Raw genomic sequence first — 25295 nt, forward strand, 5'->3', positions numbered from 1 at the left:
AGCTCGACGTGCAGCATCGCGCGCATACAATCGCGACGTAGGGATTCAATCGACCGCGTCGGGAGGCGGAATGGACAAGTTGCGCGAGATGGAAGTCTTTGTGGCCGTCGTCGACCGCGGCAGCTTCACCGCCGCATCGGAGAAGCTCGGCTTGTCGACGGCAGCGGTTTCGCGGGCGGTGCATTCGCTCGAAACCCGAATCGGCACGCAACTGCTGGCGCGCACGACGCGCTCGGTGCGGGCGACGGATGCCGGCACGACGTACGCCGATGCGTGCCGCAAGGTGCTCGACGTGATCGCGGACGCGGAGGTGAATATCGCCACGGATCATGAAAACCCCGTGGGCACGCTGACCATTTCAGCCCCGGTGCTGTTCGGCCAGCGATTCATCGCGCCGCTGGTGAATGCATTCGTATTGCGTTATCCCGATGTCGACGTCAACGCCGTGTATGTCGACCGGACCACGCGGCTGCTCGAGGAGGGTGTCGATATTGCCATCCGGATCGGCCACTTGGGCGACTCTTCGGTATTCGCGCTTCCGTTGGGTGTCGTTCGGCGGCGAACGTATGCAGCGCCTGCCTATCTCGCTGCGCACGGAGAACCCGCGCATCCGCGCGACCTGCTCCATCACGACTGCGTGTCATGCACCGGCGTGTCGCTTCCGCTCGAGTGGGTGTTTCACGACAACGGTTCGCGAGTGCCCGTTCGACTTCGGCCGCGGATGATCGTCGATCTGGTTCCCGCCGCCGTTCTGGCTGCCGTCGATTGCGTGGGCGTGACCCAGCTCTTGTCGTATCAGGCTGCCCCGGAGGTGCGCGACGGCAGGCTTCGGCCAATCCTGACGGCGTTCGAGCACGAGCCGATTCCCGTAAGCCTGCTCCATGTCGAGCGGCGAGGCGCGAGCGGGAAGGTCCGGGCCTTCGTGGATTTCGTTACCCACACGCTGCGCAACAATGCAGAACTTCAGGGCACGGACGTGATCGCGACACGGAGCTCGCGGTAGGCGGCCACCAGCGAATCGAGGTCGAACGCGCGGTTCAGGCCGCTCGGATTCGGCAGCACCCATACACGCGCACCGCCGAACGTATCGGATTGCGCGCCCCACTGGATGTCGCGCTTGCCGGACATCGCCGCAAGGGCGGTCTTGCCGAGAAACGCGACGTACCGCGGCGCATGGTATTGGATCTTCCGCTCGAATCCCGATGCGGCCGCTTCGAACTCCGATCGCGACAATTCGGCGGCACGGGCCGTCGCACGCGAAACGGCGGTGGTGAGCCCGCAACCATATCGAAGCAGCGTGCGATCGTCATCGGGACGAATCCGTTCGGGCGAAAAACCGGCCAGGTGAACGACGCGCCAGAATCGGTTGCTTGCGTTCGAGAAATGATGGCCCGCCGAGGCCGAACCGAGCCCTGGGTTGATGCCGCAAAAGATCACCGACAACCCGCGTTCGAGAATGTCCGAGAGCGGCTGAACCGGATTGGCGTGACTCACGGATGCAATCGCCGTTGCGAATGCGAACCGGCCGCGTCTCCCGCACCGGCCTGCGCGTGCCGATTCGAATCGGCCGTGCTCCTGAACCGTTGCCGGTACTGTTGCGGCGTGACGTTGAGCCGCCGCGCGAACGTCGCGCGCATGTGCGTGGCACTGTGGAAGCCGCATTTGAACGCGACGGTCTTGAGCGGTGCATCCGACGTTTCGAGCAATGTCCTCGCGGTATCGACGCGAATCTGTTCGACGAACGCGGACGGCGTCACCTTTGCATGCTTGGCGAACAGCCGCGAGAAGGTCCGGCGGCTCACCGACACGGCGCTCGCGAGCTGCTCGATCGACAGCGTATCGGCGATGTGGTCGGTCACGTACTGGTGGACCTTGCCGATGATCGGGTCCTCGTCCTTGCCGGCCGAAATGAACGGACTGTACTGCGACTGCCCGCCTTCGCGCTGAATATAGACGACCAGTTGCTTCGCGATGCGTACGGCCAGCTCGTGTCCCCAGTCTTCCGATACGAATGACAGGCAAAGATCGATGCCTGCCGTCACGCCGGCGGACGTAAACAGTCGCCCGTCCCGGATGAAGATGCTGTCGGGTTTTACGCTGGCCAGCGGAAACTCGTTTGCGAGGCGCGCTGCAACCGCCCAGTGCGTCGTCACGGCCTTGCCGTCGATCAGGCCCGCATGGCCGAGCAGAAACGTTCCGTTGCACACGGAGCCGAATCGCGTCGCGCCCCGTGCCTGGCACTGCAGCCAGCCGAGGACGTCGCCGGAGGGGCAGGCGTCCGGCAATTGCGGGCCGCCCGCGACCAGTATCAGGTCATATTGCGCGTCGAGATCCCCGAAGCCGAACTGAACGGACAACTGCATTCCGTTCGAACACGTCACGGTGCCGGCCCTCTTTCCGACGAGGGAAACCTCATACCTCTGATGAACAGGAAGATACGTGTTGGCTTCCGCAAATACGTCCAGTGGGCCTGCGACATCCAACGCCTGCACACCATCGAAGACGACAATGGCGACTTTCATTCCTGACCTTCAGCAAATAAGAACCCGCTCGCGCGGAGGCACCACATACCGCGACTGCTGCATCGCGTTTCGAGCCGGCGCCGCGACCTGGTGACGAGCGTTGCGCCAGATTACCGCAACGGACGGACCGCGTGGACACACGGTCCGGTAATTGACTTTTGCGGCGCAGGAAGAAGGCTGAATGTAAGCCGTGCCGGCGTGCTCCGACGTTTGTGGAGCGGTAGCCGTGTGTCGGGCGCCGAAACCGGCGACGCGACGTGGCCGAAATCTCGCCGCGATTGGCCGCGCAAGGTTGCATGTCCGGGTTTCCGCTCCCGCTCCGCCTGACTAGACTGGGTTCGGCAACACGCGAGGCAACGACGCCGCCGAAGATGGGCACGGAACCGAATCGTCGTATCGCTCGCAACGCGTCATGTGGCGCCGCTGTTTCGAAGGAACGACGCGGCCCGTCTGCGACCGGTATCGGCGTCGAAAGCGTGGCCTCGCCCGGAATACGTTTGCGGAGGAATGTGTCATGGATGTCGGAATCATGCTGTATGCCGGCTTTCGGCTGCTCGAGGCAAGCGGTCCAATGGATGTTTTTCAGGAAGCGAATCGCCAGTGCGGCCGGATCGTCTACGAACAGCACCTCGTCGGACCGGTGCCCGGGCCCGTCGTCTGTTCGAACGGAACCGCGGTGGGCACGACAGCGTGCCTGGCGGACGCGGCCGCATCATTCGACATCGTCGTGATACCCGGTTCTCCGTTCGACGGTCCGGAGCGAGAGCATCGTGCGCTCGTGGACTGGCTTCACGAAACCGGATGTCACGTGCGGAAGCTCGCGACGGTATCCAACGGAGCGTTTCTGCTCGCACGTGCCGGCCTTGCCGATCGTCGCTGGCTGGTCACGCATCCGGGCGGCGGACAGCGTCTTGCCGACGAGCATTCGCAGGTGAACGTCGTCGCCGGTCAGCATTGCGTGAAGGACGGCAACGTCTATTCGGCGGACGGCGTGCACGCCGGCATTCGCGTTGCCCTGGCGCTCGTCGGCGAGGATCTGGGCCAGCGCGTCGTCGAGCGCATTGCCAGAAGATTGTTGGCGTAACCGCACTGAAGTAGCGCACGAGCGGGCGCCATCGGTCACGCGCGCTCGGTTCGGGACATCGCGTCGATGAGCAGGCGCATCGCGTCGCAACCCGCCGTGGCCCGGAAAACGCTCATTTTGGCCTGCAAGCGCGGTTCATCCGCGCACCGACGGCTTCGATCGTTGGCAGAATGATCTCGACTCCTTTGCAATTCTTTCATGTGTGCGCGCACGAACGTGCGCGATGAGTCGGGCCTGATACAACGAGTCCGTTGGAACGATCGTCCGTGAACGGGTTTGGAACGCACGCTGTTCTCGAGTTGGAAGGCAAATCATTCATCGTCATCGGTCGCCGACGCGGTCGGCGCCCATTTCCCTACGAGGCAGCCATGTCCCGGAATCCCGCTGTTACGTCGCAGATTCTTCCGCCACCTGCTCACGCCGGCGAACTGATGTCCGGCGCGGACATCATCCTGCGGGTGCTCGCCGAACAGGGCGTCGATACGCTGTTTGGATACAGCGGCGGTGCAATCCTGCCCACATACGACGCCGTGTTTCGTTTCAACGAATTGCACAAGGCAAGCCCCAAGCGCCAGATCCGGTTCGTCGTTCCTGCGAACGAGCAGGCTGCAGGCTTCATGGCCGCCGGCTACGCGCGTGCCAGCGGAAAAGTGGGCGTGTTCATGGTGACGTCCGGCCCGGGCGCGACGAATGCGGTCACGCCGATCGCCGACTGCAACGGGGATTCGGTTCCTGTCGTCCTGATCTGCGGACAGGTTCCGCGCGCAATGGTCGGCACCGATGCGTTTCAGGAAGCGCCGGTCTTCAACATCATGTCGGCGTGCGCAAAGCAGGTATTTCTCGTCACCGATCCGGCGAAGCTGGAGCAGACGCTGCGAAGCGCATTCGAAATCGCTCGCACCGGCCGTCCGGGACCGGTGGTCGTCGACGTGCCTAAGGACGTTCAGAACTGGGTGGGACCTTATCTCGGCCACGGTACATTGCAGTTTCGCGGGTACTCGGATCGACTTCGAATGGTGGCAAAAGGCGCCCGTCTGGACGACGACAAGCGTGCGGCATTCTTCGACCTGCTGGCGCAGAGCCGGCGCCCGCTGCTCTATGTGGGCGGCGGCATTGTCGCAGCGGAAGCGGCAGGCGAGCTGCTGCGGTTTTCCGAGCGCTACAGGATCCCCGTCGTGACCACGCTGATGGGCATCGGTGCGATACCCGCACGATATGAGCTGGGGCTCGGCATGCTCGGCATGCATGGCACCGCCTGCGCGAACTACGCGGTCGAAGACTGCGATTTCCTGATCGCAGTGGGTGCCCGGTTCGACGATCGGGTCGTGGGCGGCCGCCCTGATCGATTCGCGCCACGCGCACGGCATGTGGCTCACATCGACATCGACGAGGCGGAAATCAACAAGGTCAAGCGGGCGCAGTGGAGTCACATCGGCAATGCGAAGGACGCGTTGCGGTCGTTGATGACGCATGACCGGATCGTGCAAAGCTCCGCGGACTGGCTAGATCGAGTCGCGGAACTCAAGCGCCGCCACGGGATGAATTTCGACCGGAACAAGTCAGCGATTCAGCCACAGTACGTGATCGAGAAACTCAGCGAGATGACGGGCGGGCGCGCGATCGTCACGACTGGAGTAGGCCAGCATCAGATGTGGGCCGCTCAGTATTTCGATTTCGTCGAGCCGCGCACCTTCCTCACATCGGGCAGCATGGGCACGATGGGCTTCGGGCTACCGGCTGCGATCGGTGCGCAGTTGGCGAGGCCGGATGCCCTGGTAATCGATATCGACGGTGACGGCAGCATCCGGATGAATGTCGGCGAACTCGAGACGGCGAGTACGTATGGTGTGCCGGTGAAGGTGCTGCTTCTCAACAACTGCGGCGACGGGATGATCCGGCAGTGGCAGCGGCTCTTCTTTGATGGACGGATGTTCGTGAGCGACAAGGCGCTTCATCGAAAGGACTTCGTGATGGCGGCTCGGGCCGATGGATTCGAATTCGCTTGCCGCGTCGATACGATCAGTGAATTGGAGGCCAAGCTTAGGGCGTTCATTGAATTTGAGGGGCCAGCCTTCCTCGACGTAAGGATCGACCCAGGTGCCGATGTGTTCCCAATGGTCGGGCCGGGTCAAAGCTATTCGACGATGGTCACGGGGCCCTTTATCGCGGCCCGAGCGGGCATTGAGCGTGGAGCACACCACGAAGGCCCCCCGAACCGGACCGATATGTTCTGATGCTGCTGCACTCTGGCGCTGCGGCACATAACGCGTGCACGAACGTGAAGCAGAGCGGTCGGGGCGGAGCATATCGTATGCCAGCCCCCCCGCCTTGCTTCATATCGCCGACTTCTATCCCGATCCTGGTCGAACATCATGATTGACGAAAATCTGATTCATAAGGCGCTCGCAAACCCCTTGAGGCGCGAAATTCTGGCGTGGCTGAAAACGCCGGATCGAGGATTCGCGAGAGGAGTCGTCGACTTTCGTCATGGCGTGCCGTCGAATGCGATCCATGCACGTAGCGGTCTATCGCAGTCTACGGTATCTGCACATATCGCGACGTTGATTGACGCCGGGCTTCTCGTTTCGAACCGAGTGGGTCAGTGGATTTTTGTGTCCCGTAATGAAGAGGTAATACGCGCGTTCGGCAAGCATGTCTACTTGCATCTTTGACAAGATCGTTGGCGCATCGCGGACAGACGAGTGTCTAACGTCGGCGGTTCTTATACATCTGTTTGCGGACTTTCCAGGCAAGTACACTGAAGATCCGCTTCGGGTCGATCTGCGTCGGTCGCGCGTCGCAGGGCGGCGGACGGCCGCGTTCGGTCAATTTCGGACGGTCGACGCAGCGGGGTAGATCGTTGATGCCGTAACGCGTGGGTTGATCACGACGAGACAGCCGGCCCCCGTGAGCCGCAAATAAGCACGAGACCGGCTTGATATTCGCCACGAGGTAACTTGCGACGGATTTTTTCGTCCGTAGGAATTATTGAGGATGTTTTCCTGCACGGCAGTTATCTACGAATTCCCACGCCTGGTCGTAGTTTATGAGGGCGTCCGGTCCGTTTGCTTTGTGAAACGCATTCTGCCACTCCAATGTGCAGGCGTTGGATTCAGTCGGAAAGGCCGTGCGATCTTCAGCTGATCCCGTAGGCTGCGCTACAGCGACTGTCTGTTCCGCTGTGGCCTTAGCGGCATTGACCTCTTGCTTGCAGGCTTGGATAAGCGGCGGCGTCTCGGCCTCGGTCGGACGATGGTTTGTAGAAGCCCATGCCTGATTGCTTTTTGTTTCGACGCAATGCTGGACATCGGATGCGAATATATTCGCGGCATCCACTTCCGGTCCATTCTTAAGTACGCCATCTTCGTACTGCTTGTTCCCCTTCACGATCACGAAGTCTGGACCCGGGATGGTGTTGTAGCTCTGATGGAACGATTCAATTCCAGTAAACTTGCCGTTTGAAAACGTCCCTTTCATCATCGTGTTCCCATCGGCGTCCTTCTTCACGACATCCCCGTTCAGAACGCCACGCACATACGTGGCATCAACTAGAAGATTGCCCGTGCTCGGGTCCCATTCCTTGTACTCCCCGTCGACCACGCCATTGGTCAACGTCTGCTGGCTCACGAGCTTACCGGTCCCCGGCGCGTAACGCTTGAGTTCGCCGTCCGGCTGTCCGTCTTTGTAGCTCGTCTCAAGCACGGCATTCTTGCCGGATTTGTCGTACATTGTGAAGCTGCCGTCCATCACCCCTTTGTCGAAATGCCCTTTGACCGTGACGGTATCCGATTGGGGCTGTTTGCAGACAACTTCACCGTCAGGCCGCCCGTCTTCCACCTCTGCATCGCACAGAACAGAGGATCCATACAGCACCGTCATGATGGCGCCGGCCTGTCCAATGATCTTCTGATATCCGGGTTGTCCACCGTAGAGGCTTCCCAGCGGGATATTGGTGACCTTCCCGCTAAACGGTGTATTCGCATCGCCCGCATAGATCTTGCCGTTATTAACCTGGGCGTTTCGCCAGTCGAGCGTGCCGCCGCTGCAACCGACGATGACCATCGCGGTGATTGAGGAAGTGACGACTAGTGCGGTTCGCTTGATTCTTGACATATTCATTTTGGATATTTGGGTTGTTCAGCGCCGACTTATGGGCCGACATGCGCGATTTCGATCATGTTTACGGCGAAAACGTCAAAATCTTTACGCCTATGCAACCCCGGATTTTAGTACCGGCTTCGATTGATCCGTTATTCCCGTCCGACGACACGATTTGGGACAAGCTCATGGATGTTCTTACGTCCGTACTTTGCCTTGTTAAGCTTTGCCACAAGCCTGACGCGAGCACCTGGAAATGCATTGACACTGCTCGAGACAGATTGGACAGAGGACGTTGATTTCGTTGACAGCAGAACCACCGCTTTGGAGAAGCGCAACAGTCCGCTTCGGGTCGATCTGCGTCGGTCGCGCGTCGCAGGGCGGTGGCCGACCGCGGTCGGCCAGAAAGCGTCTTCCCCGGTCCATCTGGGAACGACCGCTAATGAACGTGGACCGGCCCTCAACGCGATCGCAGCGAAATATTTTCGCCCGGCTGTGTCAAGCTTCCCCGATCTCATGCCGTTATTTTTAGCTTGGGCACACGCTTTCTTACCTGCGTAGTGTGGCGCAACTTGGATGGCCATATCAACAAGAGGAGAGGGAATGTTTTCACTGCTGGAGGCGAAGTCGGAAGTTGCCAAGGCACAGCGCAAGCTGGAAACCACGTTCCAGCGTGACTTTCCTCGACGGGCTGTCAAAAACATTGGCTATCCAGGTGGGACGACCTTCGATGCCAAGGTGTTCAACGATGGGCGCTACTGGTTTTGGTCCACCGACCACAATGACGCGGACGCGCCAAACCCTCGGCGCCTGAATTGGTTTGGCCTCTTCGAGGAGGACGGGGGCCTTCAAATCTCCGTCGAGATCAATACGGCATATGAAAGCCGTAATGATCAAGTCGCCGGTTTCTTCGCCCGTGACAATGACACGGGGACGATCTACCTGCTGCACTCGGGTCGCGTCGGCGGTGGTACAAAGGGCGTTAGCAAGTCATCACTTCTCGCGTGGAGCAATCAACCCCTGATTGAGGTCGTGGATTCTTCGGGCGGCATCCGAGACGGCGTGCTTGTGATGCCGGTCGAAGGCTTGGGTGCAAGTAGGTCTGCCATCCGTTACATCGATACCATTGCGCGTTTCAAACAGGCTGTGCGGGACGGCGATATTGACTCCCCCGAGTTCCAGCGCAAACAGCGGGAACTGGAAGACTTCTACGCTGAGGCACGGGGGCGGCGTAAGGGGCGGCGGTCGAGCAAGATCGACTACGTCTCGCGTCATGGTGAAGTGGTCGATGCACTGTACGAGTGGCGAACTTCTAGCCCAATGCCTAAGCGGGCCCGACTCGTAAAGAACGTTCTCATCGACTTGGGCGTCGCTGTAGGGCGTCGGTTAGTAGAGGTCTTCGAGGTTAAAACCACAACGGCACGCCCAGATGTCTATGCGGCCATTGGGCAACTGATGGTCCACGGAACTGTCGATGACTGCCGGAGAGTGATGGTGCTTCCCCACAGGGAGCCCATCGCCAATGATCTCTATGAGGCACTGCAACGCCTAGACATTGAGCTACTGCGGTTTAGCTTGGACGAGGAGAAAGCGGTGATTATGGACGCCTCCTGATACACAATTACGTCCGCTGTTGGCCGTTGACGTTTAGTAGAAACGTAGCGTCATACAGTTAGGCGGTCTACCACGCGTTAGCCGGTCCGTCTTTATGCTGCAATGGACAGCTTGGCCGCAAGGTGAGATTGATTACTAGAAAGCTCGAACGCACGAGATCCGATTATGAGCATACCCGCAACCGTTGTCCCAGCCTACCCTTATGAAGGAGCCATCTATTGGCTATTGGGCGAACCGACAGTTCGACATGGTTCATCTCATCCGTACTATGCGACGCTTTACGGTGTTGCACCTGCAAAGGTTCTACGTAGGGCAGGTGCGTTGGTCGCCCTCTTCGACCGAATTGAACTCGCCAGTGCGGACCATGCGCTACCAGATCGAGAAACCTATGTTGCCGGTGACGGGTATTTCCATCCCGACCTTCGTCTCTCTGTATCGCACAAGGATGTCGAGTGGACAGACGAGTCGGATAGCCTCGCTAGTTTTTGTTTCCAAACCGGTGTTCTCGATTCAACCTTTGCTCAGCATCCCTTCTTCCGGTCCGACCGCAATCTACAGCGCCACTTTTTAAGCCGCCTGGTCCTTCAGGTTCGCCTTGCAATTCGATTGAATGCACTGCTGATTGGGGATTCATTTTTTCAAGATGTTTATCGAAAGGTCAGCCCCTACATACGGCAGTTTGTCGAGGACCTTTCAGGTCAACTGCCCCAGGGCTTGATCCTTGACCTCAGCGAACGGACTCTGGCGGTAACTGGTTTAGAGTTTGCGCCCGGGTCATTCGATGCGTTTGCAGCAATTAGAAGCTCCAAGGAGATTGCAGCCTATGCTTCGTCCTTCCGTGAAGCGATTGGCAAGTCATTGTCTGCGCCGGACCTCGACTCCGCACTTCTTCAATTGATGAAGCAGGCACTTGATTCACAAGAAGTCAGCCGTCACGCCACAAGCGCTATACAAACAACAGGGTCCGTTCTGAACATTGTTGGCTTGGTTCCAGTCGTTGGGTCAATTGCATCGGTTGGAAGCATTGGCGCCGATGTGGCCGGCCGCATAGCTGCAGCGAGAGAGCGAAAACATAACTGGTATTTGCTTGGCGCCGAAATGAAGTCGGTTGCACTCAAGCAACTTCTTCGCAGTCTATAGGTCTGTGCCGCCATCTACTGCTTATCGGCGCTACCGAGCGCTCCAGCGGCCCGGCTTCGCCAGCCGCTTAAGTCACAAGATGAACGTCCGCCCCAGCCGCGAAATTGGCGCAGCGAACATCAGCGGCGGGTCCGAGTCGTTGGATTTTTCAGCACGAGGCTGGTCGGCTAGGGGTACTCGCCACCATGGCCGCACCTCGTCGGACCGCCGTTCAGAAAGGGATGTGACCGAGGCCGAACGACCGTCTGCTGCGAAGTAGCGTGAGTACAACCTCCCGAGCTCACCGGCAGCAAGCGCTGCAAAGCAGACGTTGCTCAACGGCACCCGAACGGCTGCAATGGGTCGATGCCGGACGCCGACTTCGCGCGAAAGCGCATCGCTCGATGCCCGTCATGGACGGGATCACACCGATAAGCGCAAGCGTTGAATGCCGGCCCCGGTCGAAACAGCGGCCGTCTGATCGTGGAGTAGTATTCCCCCATGTCCAGGTTATTGCTCGGCCTCTGCTGCGCGCCGCCAACCATCCGTGACGAGGGTGGCAAGCTCATCAAAGGGTTTGGAAACTCCTTCAGCGATACGTGCGGTGGCGTCGGCCGCGACGACGGCATTGATGGGAATGCATCATGTCAATCGAATGGAAGCACCGTGCAAGGCTATTTATCCAGCGTTTCTGGCAGCCGACCAGTGCGTGCATGACCTGCATGCCGGGGAGCTGGGGCAGTATTACGAGCGTTGCCCACTGGACGATTGCATTGCATACAGGTCTGCTTACCGGGCTCCTGGCCGTACTTTTGACTTTCACGCCTGCGTCAAAACTCTACGCGCATCGATACGGCAACGCGCTGATCGTTGGCTTGCTGACAACGCTAGGCGACGCCTACTCGCACACGAGTCACTACCGTATCCCCTATGTCGAGCACATCGTGACGGGGGCAATTTCAGGTCTCTTGACACTGGCGGCCTCATATCTCTTCGAAGACCGCGCGCGACGTCTTCGGGCGGTATGGGCTCGAGTTTTCGGATAGCGTATCCGTTGACTTCCTGAGCCCTTCCGGCCGAACGGCAAAAGGCTTCCCGGTGTGGCTACGCTTCATGATCGGGAGACTGCGTAAGGACAACGGGAGTTCGCGTCTGTGACATGCCCCAGCGTCAGCGTGCGGCCAGCTCGAGCCGGTCCGACGAAATTGGCGAGCGTCGGCTTCGCGTCCCGAGTGCGATGGTCGCGGGCCGCACCGAGAACGTTGGTGTTCCGGTGACGCAAAACCATTTGTACCGCCCGGCAATCAACGGTACTCGCCAAGACAGCGGCTGTTCCGCAGTGCCTGACTCGATGCGGGACGTAACGTGATCTGCATCAAAGCTCGCATGCGATGTGCCACGTTTAATGTGCGAAGCGGAATCGCTCGTTTTTGAGGCTGCCATGCGCCGTGACCGACGCTGGCGTCTGCCCGCGCAGCGGCGCGCCGCCGCCTCGGCTTGGGCCGGGAAGCAATCGGGAGACTGGACATGCTGCGCGATGTGCTGGTGCACGTAGACGGGAGTGAGTCGGGGCGGCGCAGGGTGCAATTCGCCGTCGACTTGGCAATGAGCGTCGGTGCGCGACTGAGCGGAATACACGTGACCCCGCCGGCGGAGGTTCCGCCTCTGTACAAACCGACCCGCGTGGCGGAAGTCACTGCATATCTCTCCGCGAAGCTGGCACAGGACAGCACCGCGGCAACGGTGGCCTTCAGGGAAGAAGCCGTGGCGCGCCTTGCTGATGCATGCTGGTTCGAAGCGAAAGGCGACGTAGCCAAAGGCATCAGCGACCGAGCCCGCTACGCGGACCTCGTCATCATTGGCCAGGACGAATGGCAAGGCTCGCCCGAAACGCATCCCTTGCCGATCGCCCACTCGGTTGCCGTCCGATGCGGTCGCCCGGTCCTGGTTGTGCCTGCCGCGGCACCACCATCACTGGTCAGGGCCGCCGTTGCCTGGGACGGCAGCCGTGAATCCGTGAGGGCCGTCCACGATGCCTTGCCGCTGCTGCGGCTGTCGCGGTTGGTCCGGATCATCGCGTTCGTTTCTCCGACGGCGGAGGGCAGCGAGGACGACGCGGAAAGTCTCCTGGACCACCTGACCCGACATGCCGTCGCTGTCGATTCAGCCGTACTCCGGATCGGTTCCACGGAAGAGCATGGTTCACTGCGTGAACACATTGAGAACGGGCCATACGACTGGCTGGTGATGGGCGCTTACTCGCATCCCATGTGGATGGAGTTCATCCTCGGTGGCGTCACTCAGTCCATTCTCCTGTCGGCGAAGATACCCGTGCTGGTTTCCCATTGACGAGGTGAGTGGATGGACGCCAAAGGATTGCAGCGCACGGGCGTTTTTCGGGGCCTTTGGGGGCGTCTGAAGGAGCACCCGCTATCCCGGGTCGGGCCGGGGCTGATCACCGGCGTCGCCGACGATGACCCCAGCGGGATCGCCACCTATTCCCAGGCGGGTGCCCAATTCGGGCTGAACATGCTTTGGACGATGCCGCTGGCGTACCCGTTGATGGCGGCGGTTCAATCGATGTGCGCGAACCTTGGCAGGGTCACTGGAAAAGGGCTCGCGGCCAACATCAAGACCGCATTCCCGCCGAGCGTGCTGAGGAGCGTCGTGTTGCTGCTGCTCGTTGCCAACACGCTCAACATTGCTGCCGACGTTGCTGCCATGGGCGAGGTTGCGGAGCTCGTCTCCGGTGTCGATCGTCACCTCATGACGGCGTTCTTCGTGTTCGGGACGCTTCTGCTGCAGATGTTCGTTCCCTACCATCGCTACGTCTTCTTCCTGAAGTGGCTCACCGTCTCCCTGCTCGCTTACGCGGCGGTTCTCTTTACGGTTCATGTTCCGTGGGGGCAGGTTGCACTGCGCACGGTCTGGCCCAGGTTCACACCCAATGCCAGCGCCGCCGCCGTGGTGGTCGGTGTCTTTGGCACGACCATCAGCCCATACCTGTTTTTCTGGCAGGCCTCCGAAGAAGTCGAGGACATGCAGGCGAACCGCGGCAGTGCGCCGCTGGTAAGCGACGCGCGTGTCGCCGACGCGGAACTTCGACGTATCCGGTGGGATACGTGGAGCGGCATGCTGTACTCCGACGTCGCCGCCTACTTCATCATTCTTGCGACCGCCGTCACCCTCCATGTGGCTGGCGTCACCGACATCAACACGGCGGCGCAGGCAGCTAGCGCACTGCGGCCGCTCGCCGGCGACTTTGCGTACACGCTTTTCGCGCTCGGTATTCTCGGCGTGGGGCTGATCGGTGTGCCGGTGCTGGCGGGTTCCGGCGCGTACGCCCTGTCCGAGGTGATGGGCTGGAAGGAGGGGCTCGAACGCAAGGTGGGCGATGCGCGCGGGTTCTACGGGATCATCGCCGTCAGCGTGCTTGCCGGACTCGGAATCCAGTATTCGCCAATCAGTCCGATGAAGGCCTTATTCTGGAGCGCGGTGATCAACGGAGTGGTCGCCGTACCGCTGTTGGTCGTCATCATCATCCTCGTCTCGAAGAAATCGGTCATGGGCGCTTTCACGGCGAGTCGGCCGCTGATTGTCCTTGGCTGGATTGCGACCGCGATCATGGGGGCGGCGGCCGTGGCAATGTTCATCCCTGGCTGACCATGCGGTGAACGTTCGGTTCACGTTGCGACCATCGGCTTTCGCCAGCACGCGAGCCGGATCGGCAAGGGGCGGCACGATGCGACGCGACGGCCGTCGGACGGACGGCGCGTCACGTGCGCCCGCACGATGCCTTACGGCTTGGCCCCCATCACGAACTCGAACGTCGCCACGCCGTCGACGCCACCGGTCACGCGGTCGCCCGGCTGCAGCGCGCCGACACCGGCCGGCGTGCCTGTGAAGATCAGGTCGCCGGCCTTCAGCTCGACCGAGCGCGACACGTACGCGATCACGTCCGGCACGGCCCAGATCATGTCCGCGAGATCGCCTTGCTGGCGCGTTTCGCCGTTGACCGCGAGCCAGATCCGGCCGCTTGCCGGGTGGCCGGTCGCGGTCGCCGCGCGCAGCGCGGTCACGGGACCCGACGCATCGAAGCCCTTCGCCCAGTCCCACGGCCGGCTCAGCTTCTTCGCCTCGGCCTGCAGGTCGCGGCGCGTGAGGTCGACGCCGACGCCGTAACCCCACACGTGCGACAGCGCGTCGGCCGGGTCGATCGACCGGCCGTCCTTGCCGATCGCGACGACCAGCTCGATTTCGTGATGGAGGTCGCTGGTCAGCGGCGGATAGGGGACGGTGCCGGCGGCCGGGACGATCGCGTCGGCCGGCTTCGTGAAGAAGAACGGCGGTTCGCGGTCGGGATCGGCGCCCATTTCGCGTGCGTGGTCGGCGTAGTTGCGGCCGACGCAGAAGACGCGGCGCACCGGAAAGCGCGCGGACGACTGTTCGACTTCGACGGAAGGACGCTCGGAAGCGTCGATGACGTATGCGGACATCGGATGGCCTCGTTCGATCAAAAGACGGATGCCGTCGCCCGCGCAATGCACCACGGGCCGGCATGCATGGAACGATACCTGACGCATGCGCGCCCGGATGCGACGCAACTGCGTTTTAACCGGACAAATCTACGCGTCGCTGCCTGCCGGCGCGTCGTCGTCAGCCGGCAGCGCGGCGTTCGCGTCCCGGTACGCCTTCGGCGACACGCCGACCCGCGCGCGGAAGCGCCGCGCGAAATACCCTTCGTCGCGAAAGCCGACGGAGCGCGCGATGTCGGCGATGCGCCGGCTCGTATGCGCGAGCAGCGATTGCGCGAGCGCGATCCGGCGCTCGGTCACGAGATCGGTGAAGGTGCTGCCGGTTTCCTTGCGCACCAGGTGTGCGAGGTAGTTCGGCGACAGAAAGGCGGCCTCGGCGGTGGCGGCGAGCGTCAGGTCCTCGCGGGTCAGGTTCGCGCGCACGTGGCGCATCACGCGCGCGAGCGCGTCGCGCCGGCCCGCGCGCTGGGCGCCGCGCTGCGCGAGCTTGTCGAGCGCGCCCGCGTATTGCGTGCAAACGAGCCCGATCAGCTGCAGCAGATAGCCGCGCAGCAACGTGCTTGAACCGAAAGTGCGCACGCGGTCGGCATCGAGCATGCACAGCGCGAGGCGGCGCGCCTCGTCGAAGGCGTCGCCGGTCAGGATGAAGTCGAGGTGTTCCTGGAAGCGGAACGGCGTCAGCTCGGGAAAGCGGTGCGCGGGGACATCCTCGAGATCGAGCGGATCGACGTCGAGATCGGCGCGCAGGAACGCCTGGCTGAAGTTGATCACGATGAAGTGCGCGCCTTCCGGATGCGGAATCAGGTGCTCGCGGTGCGGCAGCACGAACGCGAGCGCGCCGCGCGGAAACGGCCGCGTGACGCCGCCGATCCGCTGTTCGGTGTCGCCGCCGAGATTGAACTGGATCTGGAAATACGCGTGCCGGTGCGGCTCGGTGATCGCCTGGCGCGACGCCTGGTCGCGGATGTAGAAATCGAGCCGGTCGCTGCGTTCGGGCATCCCGTACAGGCGCGGCGGGGCGGTGGAGGGCATGAAGGATTCTGCTGTTCGTGACGCGGTTGAGCCGCGATGGTACAGCGAACCGGGCGCGGCCGGAATCCGTGGGCGCGATCCGCGCAGGCCGGCCGTGCGGTGTGCGCCCGCCCGGCCACAGGGCAATCAGGCGGCCGGATGAAAGCCCAGGTAGCGGCAGCGCGTGCCGGCCTCGTCGGTCGCGAGCTGGCTGGATGCGCCGACCGATCGGAGCGTGTCGTCGGTCGCGCGACGATTCGTGAGCAGCGTCCACGCCGTCGGGGCGGGCTCGCCGGCGGCCGTCGCGCGCGCATCGTCGAGCGTGCTCAGCGCGGCCAGCAGGCTGTCGGCGGGCGGCGCATGAATCGCGAAGCCTTCGTTCGCGACGGCTGCCGTATCGATGCCGAGCGCCGCGCACAGTCGCGCGCGCAACGGCGTCTCGGCCTCGCTCGCGGCCCGCGCGCGCGCGATGTCTTCGCGCGTGTGCGCATCGATGATCGTGCCGCCGCGGGTGAGCGGCGCCTGCTGCCATGCGTCGGGCGGGCACTGCTTGCCGTCCGGCAGCAGCGGTACGAACGGATTGACCTCGGCCGGGTAGATCCGGCACACCAGCGGCCGTTCGTCGTAGATCCCGCAGCGCAGGTCGTCGAGCAGATTCGGGCACGGCCCGGCATGGGACGCGGTGAGCAGGGTGGTGACGCGTACCGGCAGCGAGCCGCTGAGCGCGGGCGACGAACGTGCCCGCTTGTACGCGGCGAACGCGTCGTCGGGGGCCGGTTCGACGGGCCATGGCATGGCGTCGCACAACAGCTCCACGTGGCCACCGCGCCGCAGCCATGCGGTGGCCTCGGCGACGGTCAGCGGAATGCGCAGGTCGTGGCAGCAACGGCCGCAGCCGGTGCATGAAAAGTCGATGTCGTTCTGAGTCATTCGGATAGGGAGTGGGATGCGACCGGCTTCGTCAGCCGGCGATCAGCGGCGCGACGCGCCGGCGCAGTTCGGGCACGATCTCGGCGTCGAACCACGGATGGTGCTTGAACCACGCCTGGTTGCGCGGCGACGGATGCGGCAGCGGCAACACGTCGCGGCCATAGTCGCGCCATGCCTGCACGGTGTCGGTCAGCGTCGCCTTGCGCGTGTCGCGCAGGAAATGCCGCTGCGCGTACTGGCCGACCAGCAGCGTCAGCCGGATCGACGGCAATTCGGCGAGCAGCCGGTCGATCCACAGCGGTGCGCATTCGGGGCGCGGCGGGTTGTCGCCGCTCGCGCCGCGGCCCGGGTAGCAGAAGCCCATCGGCACGATCGCGAAGCGTGTCTCGTCGTAGAACGTGTCGGCGTCGACGCCGAGCCAGTCACGCAGCCGCTTGCCGCTCGCATCGTCCCACGGGATGCCGCTCGCATGGACGCGGGCGCCGGGCGCCTGCCCGACGATCAGGATGCAAGCGTCGCGATGCGCGCGCACGACGGGGCGCGGGCCGAGCGGCAGGTCGGCTTCGCAGGCGCGGCACGCGCGGATTTCGGTGAGCAGCACGTCGAGCGGCGTGCGCATTCGTTTCGGCATCGATTATGAACGGGGACGGATCGGCGGCACGAACGCAGGTGCGTCCATGCCGCGCGGCGCGCCGGCGCGGACCGGCGCATCGCGTCAGGCGTTCCGCGGGGCACGGCATGGCGTTGCGCGGCGGCCCCGGCACCCCGTGCCGGGATCACCCGCCCGCCGCATCGCCTTCGGCAACCGCAGCATCATACAACGCCGTCTGCGCGATCGCCGCGGCGATTGCCGCGTCGTCCTGCGTGCCGTCGAGCATGCCCCAGCGCCGGTATTGCAACAGGAACCAGCGGCCTTCCTGCGGATCCGGCCGGTTCACGGCGCCGCCGTCGTGGAAACGGATCGGCAGCGGCGGCTGCGCGAATGGCCCCGCGCCGTAGTCGCCGAGCAGGCGCGGCGCGATCAGCCGGGCCGGCACGCCGAGCGCGTCGGGTGACGCGAGCCAGTCGGCCGCGTCGCGACGGTGCGCGGCATCGTCGAGCCACGCGCACGCATCGACGAGCGTGCGGATCAGTGCGCGCGCGGTGGCGGGATACAGCGCGACGAAATCGCGCCGGGTCGCGAGCACCTTCTCCGGATGATCGGGCCAGACCTCGCTGGTGACGGCGACGGTCCGGCCCGCGCCGCATGCTTCGGCCACCGCGTGCCACGGCTCACCCGCGCAGAAGCCGTCGAGCTCGCCGCTCGCGAGCGCCGCGACCATCTCGGGCGGCGGAATCACGACGCTGCGCACGTCGCGCAGCGGATCGACGCCGTGTGACGCGAGCCAGTGGTTCAGCCACATCGCATGCGTGCCGGTCGGGAAGGTCTGCGCGAGCAGCGGCTTGCGGCCGAGTGTCGCGAGCGCCGCGCGGACGTCGCCGCTTGCGCGGTACGCGTCGGCGAGGCCGCGGGCGAACGTGATCGCCTGTCCGTTGCGATTCAGCACCATCAGCGCGGCCATGTCGGTCTGCGGGCCGCCGATGCCGACCTGCAGCCCGCACACGAGCCCGTACAGCGCGTGCGCGGCGTCGAGTTCGCCGGTCAGCAGCTTGTCGCGCACGGCGGCCCAGGATGGCTGGCGGCACAGCTCCAGCGTCAGGCCGTGGCGTGCGCCGAGATTCAGGTGCTGCGCGACGATCAGCGGGGCGGCGTCGCTGAGCGCGACGAACCCGAGGCGAAGATGCGCGCGTTCCGGCGCGGGGGGAGGCGAAGGTTTCATGGCATTCATGACGGGTGGGTCGCATCGAGCAGCTGCCGCGCGATGTCGACGATGCGCTGGCCCTGATCCATCGCGCGCTTGCGCAGCAACGCATACGCATCGTGCTCGGACAGTCTGCGCTGATCCATCAGCAGGCGCTTCGCGCGATCGATCAGCTTGCGTTCGGCGAGCTCGCGCTCGACATCGGCGAGCCGGCGGCGCAATGCATCGTCGTGCGAGAAGCGCGCGAGCGCGACTTCGAGGATCGGCGCGAGGCGCTCGGCCGACAGGCCTTCGACGAGATACGCGCTGACGCCGGCGCCGACCGCCGCGTGAATCAGCGCCTGGTCGGCATCGTGGCTGAACATCAGCACGGGGCGCGGCGCGGTCGCGTGCATCACGGCCAGTTGCTCGAGCGTGTCGCGCGACGGCGAATCGGTATCGATGATCACGACGTCGGGGCGCTGCTCCTCGACGGCGGCGGGCAGGCGCGCGGGCGTCGCGACGTCGTTGAGCATCTCGTAGCCGAGGCGCGCGAGCGCGTCGCCGAGTTCGCCGATCGGCTTGTCGGTGTCGGTGACGAGCAGCACGCGCAGGCGCAAGGGTGGAGCAGGCGTACTCATGAGGCAAACGGCGGCGGCAAAATCGCGGCGCGATACGCGGATCGGGCGCAGTGGCCCCGTGCGGACATCGCGTCGGCACCGCGTGCGGCGCTCTGGCGGCCGGTGCGAGGCGCGCCGCTGCTTTCATGATAGGTGGGCGGCCGGTGCCGCGTGGTGTCACGCATGCTACGCGGCCCGGGACAAGGTCGTTTCGATCGCGGCACCTGCGTGTGGCACATCGTGCACGGCCGCTTCCCCGATCGCGCCGCCGACGAGGATCACGGCCGGGCTGCCGAGCCGCGCTGCCTCGATACCGCGCGCGAGATTGCCGAGCGTGCCGGTCCAGCGGCGTTCGTCGGGCGTGCCGGCCCATTGCACGGCCGCCGCCGGCGTCGATGCGGGCAATGCGGCGAGCAGGCCCGCCGCGATGCTGTCGACGCGGCTCATGCCCATGTAGATCGCGAGCGTGGTGCCGGTTGCCGCAAGTGCCGCCCAGTCGGGCTCGCCGTGGTCCTGGCGGTGTGCGGTAACGAACGTGACGCCCTGGCAGTGCTCGCGGTGCGTGAGCGAGATGCCGAGGCTCGCGGCCGCCGCGAATCCCGACGAGATGCCGTTGACGATGTCGACCGGAATCCCGGCGGCGCGCAGCGTCGCGAGCTCTTCGCCGGCGCGGCCGAACAGCAGCGCGTCGCCGCCCTTGACGCGCACGACGTGCGCGCCGCGCAGCGCATGGCGGCGCATCAGTTTCTCGATGAATGCCTGCGGCGTGGAGCGGCAGCCGCCGCGCTTGCCGACGCGGATCACGCGCGCGTGCGGCGCGAGTTCGACGATGCCGGGCGCGACGAGATCGTCGAGCAGCAGCACGTCGGCGGCCGCCAGCGCCTTCACGGCCTTCAGCGTAAGGAGATCGGGATCGCCGGGGCCGGCGCCCAGCAGCGTGACTTTACCAGTCGTCATGTCGTATTCCAGTGCCGCGTGCGTGCGGCGATCGATAACGCGTTGTTGCTTGCGGCGGCGGCGGGCGGTCGAAGCGACCACGGCATCCGGCCGTGCCGAACACGGGGGACGTCGTTGTCCTGGTCTGCTGCGCCCGCCTGCGACGGCGGGCCTGACTTGCGGGGACTGCCCACCGGCGCCGTTGCCGGTGTAGACAGGATTCAGCAATATCCGGGCCAACCTGAGCGAGCCTGGCGGCGAGCGGGGCGATATGCACGGCGATATGCGCTGCATGGCGCGCCACGATGGATGCCGACCCGCATACGGCCGGGGGACAGCGGCGCACGCGATGCCGTATCGGCGTGCATCGCGCCCCGTCAGCGCGCACCGCGATGTCGCACGGCGACAGTGCTGCAGCGCACCACATCTGTGCCTGGTTGCATCCCGACGCGTCGTGCACGGCGCACCGCAGCGATGCGTGCGACGGCCGGCGAGCCTTGTGCGGCGGGGCCGCGAGCGCGATTCGGGCCGACATGGCACGGCGTTTGCGTAAGCCGATTCGGGCGGATCAACGACGATTCGTCCGCAGTACCGATTACTGACGCGCCCGGCAACGGGCTTCATGGGCAACGGCGTCCTACATATCGGGTCTCGACGAGACCGGGTGTGCAGGACGCCGTTTTTCGTTTGGCGGATGACATGACCGACAAAGCTACCCGTATCGATCTCTTCAGCTTCCGCACCGCGCCGATGCGCGCGTTCCACATGACGTGGATGGCGTTTTTCGTGTGCTTCTTCGCGTGGTTCGCATGCGCGCCGCTGATGCCGCTGATCGCGCGCGAATTCCACCTCACAGCTGCACAGGTGGCGAACATCAACATTGCCGCGGTGGCCGCGACGATCGCCGTGCGGCTGCTGGTCGGCCCGATGTGCGACCGCTTCGGCCCGCGCCGCGTGTATGCCGGGCTGCTCTTGCTCGGCGCGATCCCCGTGTTCGCGGTGTCGTTCACGCACGACTACCTGTCGTTCCTGATCTGCCGGCTCGGCATCGGCGCGATCGGCGCGGGCTTCGTGATCACGCAGTACCACACGTCGGTGATGTTCGCGCCGAACGTGGTCGGTACCGCGAACGCGACGACGGCCGGCTGGGGCAACGCGGGCGCGGGTGCGACGCAGGCGATGATGCCGCTCCTGGTCGCCGCCGGCCTGATGCTCGGCTTCGGCGACGACGCATCGTGGCGCATCGCGCTCGTCGTGCCGGGCGTCGCGATGCTCGCGATGGCCTGGGCGTACTGGCGCTTCACGCAGGACTGCCCGCAAGGCGACTTCGTCGCGCTGCGCAAGCAGGGCGTGACGGTCGACAGCGGCAAGAAGGGCGGCTGGGCGAGCTTCTTCGCCGCGTGCGGCAACTATCGCGTGTGGATGCTGTTCGTCACGTACGGCGCGTGCTTCGGCGTCGAGGTGTTCATCCACAACATCGCCGCGCTGTACTACGTCGATCACTTCCAGTTGTCGCTGAAGGATGCCGGTTTCGCGGTGGGCCTGTTCGGGCTGCTCGCGCTGTTTGCCCGCGCGCTCGGCGGCTGGCTGTCGGACAAGATCGCCGCGCGCCGCAGCCTCGACGTGCGCGCGACGCTGCTGTGCGCGCTGATCGTCGGCGAAGGGCTCGGGCTGATCTGGTTCTCGCATGCGCAAGGCATCGGCATGGCGCTCGTCGCGATGTTGACCTTCGGCCTCTTCACGCACATGGCCTGCGGCGCGACCTATGCGCTCGTGCCGTTCATCGACCGCAAGGCGCTCGGCGGCGTCGCGGGAATCGTCGGCGCGGGCGGCAACGTCGGCGCGGTGGCCGCGGCCTTCCTGCTGAAGGGCGTCGGCGACGTGCAGCACACGCTGAGCCTGCTCGGGCTCGCCGTCACCGCGACCGCATTGTGCGCGATGGCCGTGCGCTTCAGCGAAGAACACAAGGCACGCGAGGCCGAGCTGCGCGACCGCGCGCTGGCTGCCGCGAACGCCATGAACTGATCGACCGAAGGAAACGTCATCATGAAACTCATCGTCATCGGCCACGGGATGGTCGGCCACAAGCTCCTCGAATGCGTCGCCGCGCAAGCCGGCGCGGCGGGCGCGCTGCAGGTCACGGTGCTCGGCGAGGAACCGCGCCCGGCGTACGACCGCGTGCATCTGTCGGAATTCTTCGCGGGCAAGTCGGCGGACGATCTGTCGCTCGTCGAACCCGGCTTCTTCGAGCGCCATCCGCAGTTCGACCTGCGCCTGAACGCCCAGGTCGCGTCGATCGACCGCGCCGCGCACACGGTCACGCTCGCCTCCGGCGAAACGCTCGCGTACGACAAGCTGGTGCTCGCGACGGGCTCGCGTCCGTTCGTGCCGCCGGTGCCGGGCCGCGATCGCGCGGGCTGCTTCGTGTACCGGACGATCGAGGATCTCGAAGCGATGCAGGCGTGCGGCACGCACGCGAAGCGCGGTGTCGTGATCGGCGGCGGGCTGCTCGGCCTCGAATGCGCGAAGGCGCTGCGCGACATGGGGCTCGACACGCACGTCGTCGAATTCGCGCCGCGGCTGATGGCGGTGCAGGTCGACGACGGCGGCGGCCGGATGTTGCGCGCGAAGATCGAGGCGCTCGGCGTGACCGTGCATACGGGCAAGAACACGCTCGAGATCGTCGACGGCGAGGAAGGCACGCACCGGATGGCGTTCGCCGACGGCTCGCATCTCGACACCGACATGATCGTGTTTTCGGCCGGTATCCGCGCACGCGACGAGCTGGCGCGTGCGTGCGGCCTCGACATCGGCCCGCGCGGCGGTGTCGCGATCGACGACGCGTGCCGCACGAGCGATTCGGACATCTACGCGATCGGCGAATGCGCGGCCTGGAACGGGATGGTGTACGGCCTCGTCGCGCCGGGCTACGACATGGCGCGCGTGGTCGCGAAGCAGCTCGGCGGCGGTATCACCGATGCGGCCGATGCGGCCGACGCCGCGTTCGCCGGTGCCGACATGAGCACCAAGCTGAAGCTGATGGGCGTGGACGTCGCGAGCATCGGCGACGCGCATGGCGCGACGGCCGGCAGCCGCACCTACCAGTACGCTGACGAGCGCCGCCAGGTCTACAAGAAGCTGGTGGTGTCGGACTGCGGCAAGTTCCTGCACGGCGCGGTGATGGTCGGCGACGCGGCCGAATACGGCACGCTGCTGCAGATGATGCTCAACCGCATCGAGCTGCCCGAGTCGCCGGAATTCCTGATCCTGCCGTCGTCGGACGGTGTGGAGAAGCCCGCGATCGGCGTCGACGCGCTGCCGGAAGGCGCGCAGATCTGCTCGTGCAACAACGTGTCGAAGTCGCAGATCTGCGCGGCGGTGGCCGACGGCGCGACGAGCCTCGGCGCACTGAAGTCGTGCACGGGCGCGGGCACGTCGTGCGGCGGCTGCGTGCCGCTCGTCACGCAGATCATGAAGGCCGAGATGAAGAAGCAGGGTCTCGCGGTCAACAACCATCTGTGCGAACACTTCCCGCATTCGCGCCAGGAGCTGTTCCACCTGATCCGCGTCGAGCGCATCACGACCTTCGACGAACTGCTCGCGAAGCATGGCCACGGCCTCGGCTGCGACGTGTGCAAGCCGGCGGTGGCGGGCATTCTCGCGTCGTGCTTCAACGAATTCGTGCTGAAGAAGGAGCATGCGGGGCTGCAGGATTCGAACGACTACTACCTCGCGAACATCCAGCGCGACGGCACGTATTCGGTCGTGCCGCGCATGCCGGGCGGCGAAGTCACGCCGGAAGGGCTGATCGCGGTGGGCCAGGTTGCACAGAAGTACGGGCTCTACACGAAGATCACCGGCGGCCAGCGTGTCGACCTGTTCGGCGCACGCGTCGAGCAGCTGCCGTCGATCTGGGAGGAGCTGATCGCGGCCGGTTTCGAATCGGGCCACGCATACGGCAAGGCCCTGCGCACCGTGAAGTCGTGTGTCGGGTCGACGTGGTGCCGCTACGGCGTCGACGATTCGGTCGGCCTCGCGATCGATCTGGAGAACCGCTACAAGGGGCTGCGCGCACCGCACAAGATCAAGTTCGGCGTGTCCGGCTGCACGCGCGAGTGTGCGGAGGCGCAGGGCAAGGACGTCGGCATCATCGCGACCGAGAAGGGCTGGAACCTGTACGTGTGCGGCAACGGCGGGATGAAGCCGCGCCACGCGGAACTGCTCGCGTCCGATCTCGACCGTGCCACGCTGGTCCGCTATATCGACCGCTTCCTGATGTTCTACGTGCGCACGGCCGACCGGCTGCAGCGCACGAGCGTGTGGCGCGACAACCTCGAAGGCGGGCTCGACTACCTGATCGACGTCGTCGTGCACGACCGGCTCGGGATCGGTGCCGAACTCGAAGCCGACATGCAGCACGTGGTGGACACCTACGAGTGCGAATGGAAGAAGGCCGTCACCGATCCCGACACGCGCAAGCGCTTCCGCCACTTCGTGAACAGCGACGCGCCGGACACGACCATCGAATTCGTCGAGACGCGCGGCCAGATCCGGCCCGCGACGCCCGGCGAACGGACGGGCGGCAAGCCCGTGTCGATTCCCGTGGTGGCCGTTGGCGCGACGCAAGCCGCCACCGAACCTGCAACCGTTTGACCGTGACCGACACCAGCGTCTTTTCCAAGGAGCCCATCATGAACGATCGTCTTCCGCTGTCCTGGACCCGCGTGTGCCCGCTCGACGACATCGTGCCGAACACCGGCGTGTGTGCACTCGTCAACGGCGCGCAGGTCGCGGTCTTTCACGTCGCGCATGCCGAAGAAGGCGGCGTGTTCGCGATCGACAACGTCGATCCCGTGTCGCAGGCGGCCGTGATGTCGCGCGGGCTGATCGGCAGCCTCGGCGAGCGTGTCGTCGTCGCGTCGCCGCTGTACAAGCAGCATTTCGACCTGCGCACGGGCGAATGCCTCGAGGCGCCCGAGCAGTCGGTGAGCGCGTATCCGTCGCGGGTCGAGGACGGTTTCGTGTGGATCGCAGCCTGATCGCCC

At 64.5% G+C, this 25295-nt stretch carries 22 protein-coding genes; 12 read left to right on the forward strand and 10 right to left on the reverse strand.

The window, feature by feature from the left end; all coding sequences use genetic code 11:
• Window positions 1–70: 70 nt before the first annotated feature.
• Window positions 71–1003 (forward strand): LysR family transcriptional regulator, encoded by a 933-nt coding sequence (locus BTE28158_RS10810; RefSeq protein ID WP_151047336.1) that lies wholly within the window; start codon window positions 71–73, stop codon window positions 1001–1003.
• Here BTE28158_RS10810 and mug read toward each other — a convergent pair.
• Window positions 964–1494 (reverse strand): G/U mismatch-specific DNA glycosylase, encoded by a 531-nt coding sequence (gene mug / locus BTE28158_RS10815; RefSeq protein WP_059599029.1) that lies wholly within the window; start codon window positions 1492–1494, stop codon window positions 964–966. The two genes, BTE28158_RS10810 and mug, sit on opposite strands and share 40 nt — an antisense overlap.
• Window positions 1491–2522 carry a GlxA family transcriptional regulator gene (locus BTE28158_RS10820; protein ID WP_151047334.1) on the reverse strand — a complete coding sequence of 344 codons (1032 nt, stop codon included), beginning with the start codon at window positions 2520–2522 and terminating at the stop codon, window positions 1491–1493. The genes mug and BTE28158_RS10820 overlap by 4 nt, the downstream gene beginning before the upstream one ends.
• Window positions 2523–3036: 514 nt before the next feature.
• On the opposite strand from BTE28158_RS10820, the gene BTE28158_RS10825 reads away from it, so the two are divergent.
• The 3 genes from BTE28158_RS10825 (at window position 3037) to BTE28158_RS10835 (ending at window position 6278) form a co-directional block, all read left to right on the forward strand.
• Window positions 3037–3606, forward strand: coding sequence for a DJ-1/PfpI family protein (locus tag BTE28158_RS10825; protein ID WP_124622937.1), 570 nt, complete (start codon window positions 3037–3039; stop codon window positions 3604–3606).
• A gap of 368 nt (window positions 3607–3974) precedes the next feature.
• Window positions 3975–5840: a biosynthetic-type acetolactate synthase large subunit gene (gene ilvB, locus BTE28158_RS10830; RefSeq protein WP_151047332.1), complete on the forward strand. Its 1866-nt coding sequence runs from the start codon at window positions 3975–3977 to the stop codon at window positions 5838–5840.
• A gap of 138 nt (window positions 5841–5978) precedes the next feature.
• On the forward strand, window positions 5979–6278 hold the full coding sequence (locus BTE28158_RS10835) for an ArsR/SmtB family transcription factor (protein WP_082728813.1): 300 nt from the start codon (window positions 5979–5981) through the stop codon (window positions 6276–6278).
• A 313-nt stretch (window positions 6279–6591) separates the two neighbouring features.
• On the opposite strand, the gene BTE28158_RS10840 is transcribed toward BTE28158_RS10835, so the two are convergent.
• Window positions 6592–7719, reverse strand: a complete 1128-nt coding sequence (locus BTE28158_RS10840) for a toxin-antitoxin system YwqK family antitoxin (RefSeq protein WP_151047330.1) — start codon at window positions 7717–7719, stop codon at window positions 6592–6594.
• Window positions 7720–8307: 588 nt separating this feature from the next.
• On the opposite strand from BTE28158_RS10840, the gene BTE28158_RS10845 reads away from it, so the two are divergent.
• The 5 genes from BTE28158_RS10845 to BTE28158_RS10865 all read left to right on the forward strand — a co-directional run bounded on the left by BTE28158_RS10845 (window position 8308) and on the right by BTE28158_RS10865 (window position 14100).
• A complete protein-coding gene (locus BTE28158_RS10845) occupies window positions 8308–9318 on the forward strand; it encodes a hypothetical protein (protein ID WP_239007242.1) in 1011 nt (336 codons plus the stop codon).
• A gap of 165 nt (window positions 9319–9483) precedes the next feature.
• Window positions 9484–10458: a hypothetical protein gene (locus tag BTE28158_RS10850; RefSeq protein WP_151047328.1), complete on the forward strand. Its 975-nt coding sequence runs from the start codon at window positions 9484–9486 to the stop codon at window positions 10456–10458.
• A gap of 623 nt (window positions 10459–11081) precedes the next feature.
• A complete protein-coding gene (locus tag BTE28158_RS10855) occupies window positions 11082–11483 on the forward strand; it encodes a hypothetical protein (protein ID WP_059600590.1) in 402 nt (133 codons plus the stop codon).
• Window positions 11484–11964: 481 nt separating this feature from the next.
• Window positions 11965–12786, forward strand: a complete 822-nt coding sequence (locus BTE28158_RS10860) for a universal stress protein (RefSeq protein WP_124903866.1) — start codon at window positions 11965–11967, stop codon at window positions 12784–12786.
• Between the two features lie 12 nt (window positions 12787–12798).
• Complete coding sequence (locus BTE28158_RS10865; protein ID WP_151047325.1) at window positions 12799–14100, forward strand: NRAMP family divalent metal transporter; 1302 nt, start codon at window positions 12799–12801, stop codon at window positions 14098–14100.
• Between the two features lie 134 nt (window positions 14101–14234).
• Here BTE28158_RS10865 and BTE28158_RS10870 read toward each other — a convergent pair whose 3' ends face one another.
• From BTE28158_RS10870 to cobA, 7 genes are all read right to left on the reverse strand, one after another.
• A complete protein-coding gene (locus BTE28158_RS10870) occupies window positions 14235–14933 on the reverse strand; it encodes a fumarylacetoacetate hydrolase family protein (protein ID WP_151047321.1) in 699 nt (232 codons plus the stop codon).
• Window positions 14934–15062: 129 nt separating this feature from the next.
• Window positions 15063–16004, reverse strand: a complete 942-nt coding sequence (locus BTE28158_RS10875) for a helix-turn-helix transcriptional regulator (RefSeq protein WP_151047318.1) — start codon at window positions 16002–16004, stop codon at window positions 15063–15065.
• A 126-nt stretch (window positions 16005–16130) separates the two neighbouring features.
• Complete coding sequence (locus tag BTE28158_RS10880) at window positions 16131–16913, reverse strand: YkgJ family cysteine cluster protein (RefSeq protein WP_151047315.1); 783 nt, start codon at window positions 16911–16913, stop codon at window positions 16131–16133.
• A 31-nt stretch (window positions 16914–16944) separates the two neighbouring features.
• On the reverse strand, window positions 16945–17544 hold the full coding sequence (locus BTE28158_RS10885; protein ID WP_151047310.1) for a uracil-DNA glycosylase family protein: 600 nt from the start codon (window positions 17542–17544) through the stop codon (window positions 16945–16947).
• Between the two features lie 145 nt (window positions 17545–17689).
• Complete coding sequence (locus BTE28158_RS10890; RefSeq protein WP_151047306.1) at window positions 17690–18733, reverse strand: CmpA/NrtA family ABC transporter substrate-binding protein; 1044 nt, start codon at window positions 18731–18733, stop codon at window positions 17690–17692.
• A 5-nt stretch (window positions 18734–18738) separates the two neighbouring features.
• Window positions 18739–19335 (reverse strand): ANTAR domain-containing response regulator, encoded by a 597-nt coding sequence (locus BTE28158_RS10895; RefSeq protein WP_059600584.1) that lies wholly within the window; start codon window positions 19333–19335, stop codon window positions 18739–18741.
• Between the two features lie 165 nt (window positions 19336–19500).
• Entirely contained in the window at window positions 19501–20271 is a 771-nt protein-coding gene (cobA, locus tag BTE28158_RS10900) for a uroporphyrinogen-III C-methyltransferase (protein WP_124903878.1), read from the reverse strand.
• A gap of 678 nt (window positions 20272–20949) precedes the next feature.
• Here cobA and BTE28158_RS10905 point away from each other — a divergent pair.
• Genes BTE28158_RS10905 through nirD form a run of 3 tightly spaced genes read left to right on the forward strand, consistent with a single transcriptional unit; the run spans window position 20950 to window position 25289 of the window.
• A complete protein-coding gene (locus tag BTE28158_RS10905) occupies window positions 20950–22275 on the forward strand; it encodes an MFS transporter (RefSeq protein ID WP_059600583.1) in 1326 nt (441 codons plus the stop codon).
• A 21-nt stretch (window positions 22276–22296) separates the two neighbouring features.
• Entirely contained in the window at window positions 22297–24903 is a 2607-nt protein-coding gene (gene nirB / locus BTE28158_RS10910) for a nitrite reductase large subunit NirB (protein WP_151047303.1), read from the forward strand.
• Between the two features lie 38 nt (window positions 24904–24941).
• Complete coding sequence (gene nirD / locus BTE28158_RS10915; protein ID WP_124622908.1) at window positions 24942–25289, forward strand: nitrite reductase small subunit NirD; 348 nt, start codon at window positions 24942–24944, stop codon at window positions 25287–25289.
• Window positions 25290–25295 lie beyond the last annotated feature (6 nt).

This window comes from Burkholderia diffusa (assembly GCF_902499115.1).
Lineage (GTDB): Bacteria > Pseudomonadota > Gammaproteobacteria > Burkholderiales > Burkholderiaceae > Burkholderia > Burkholderia diffusa.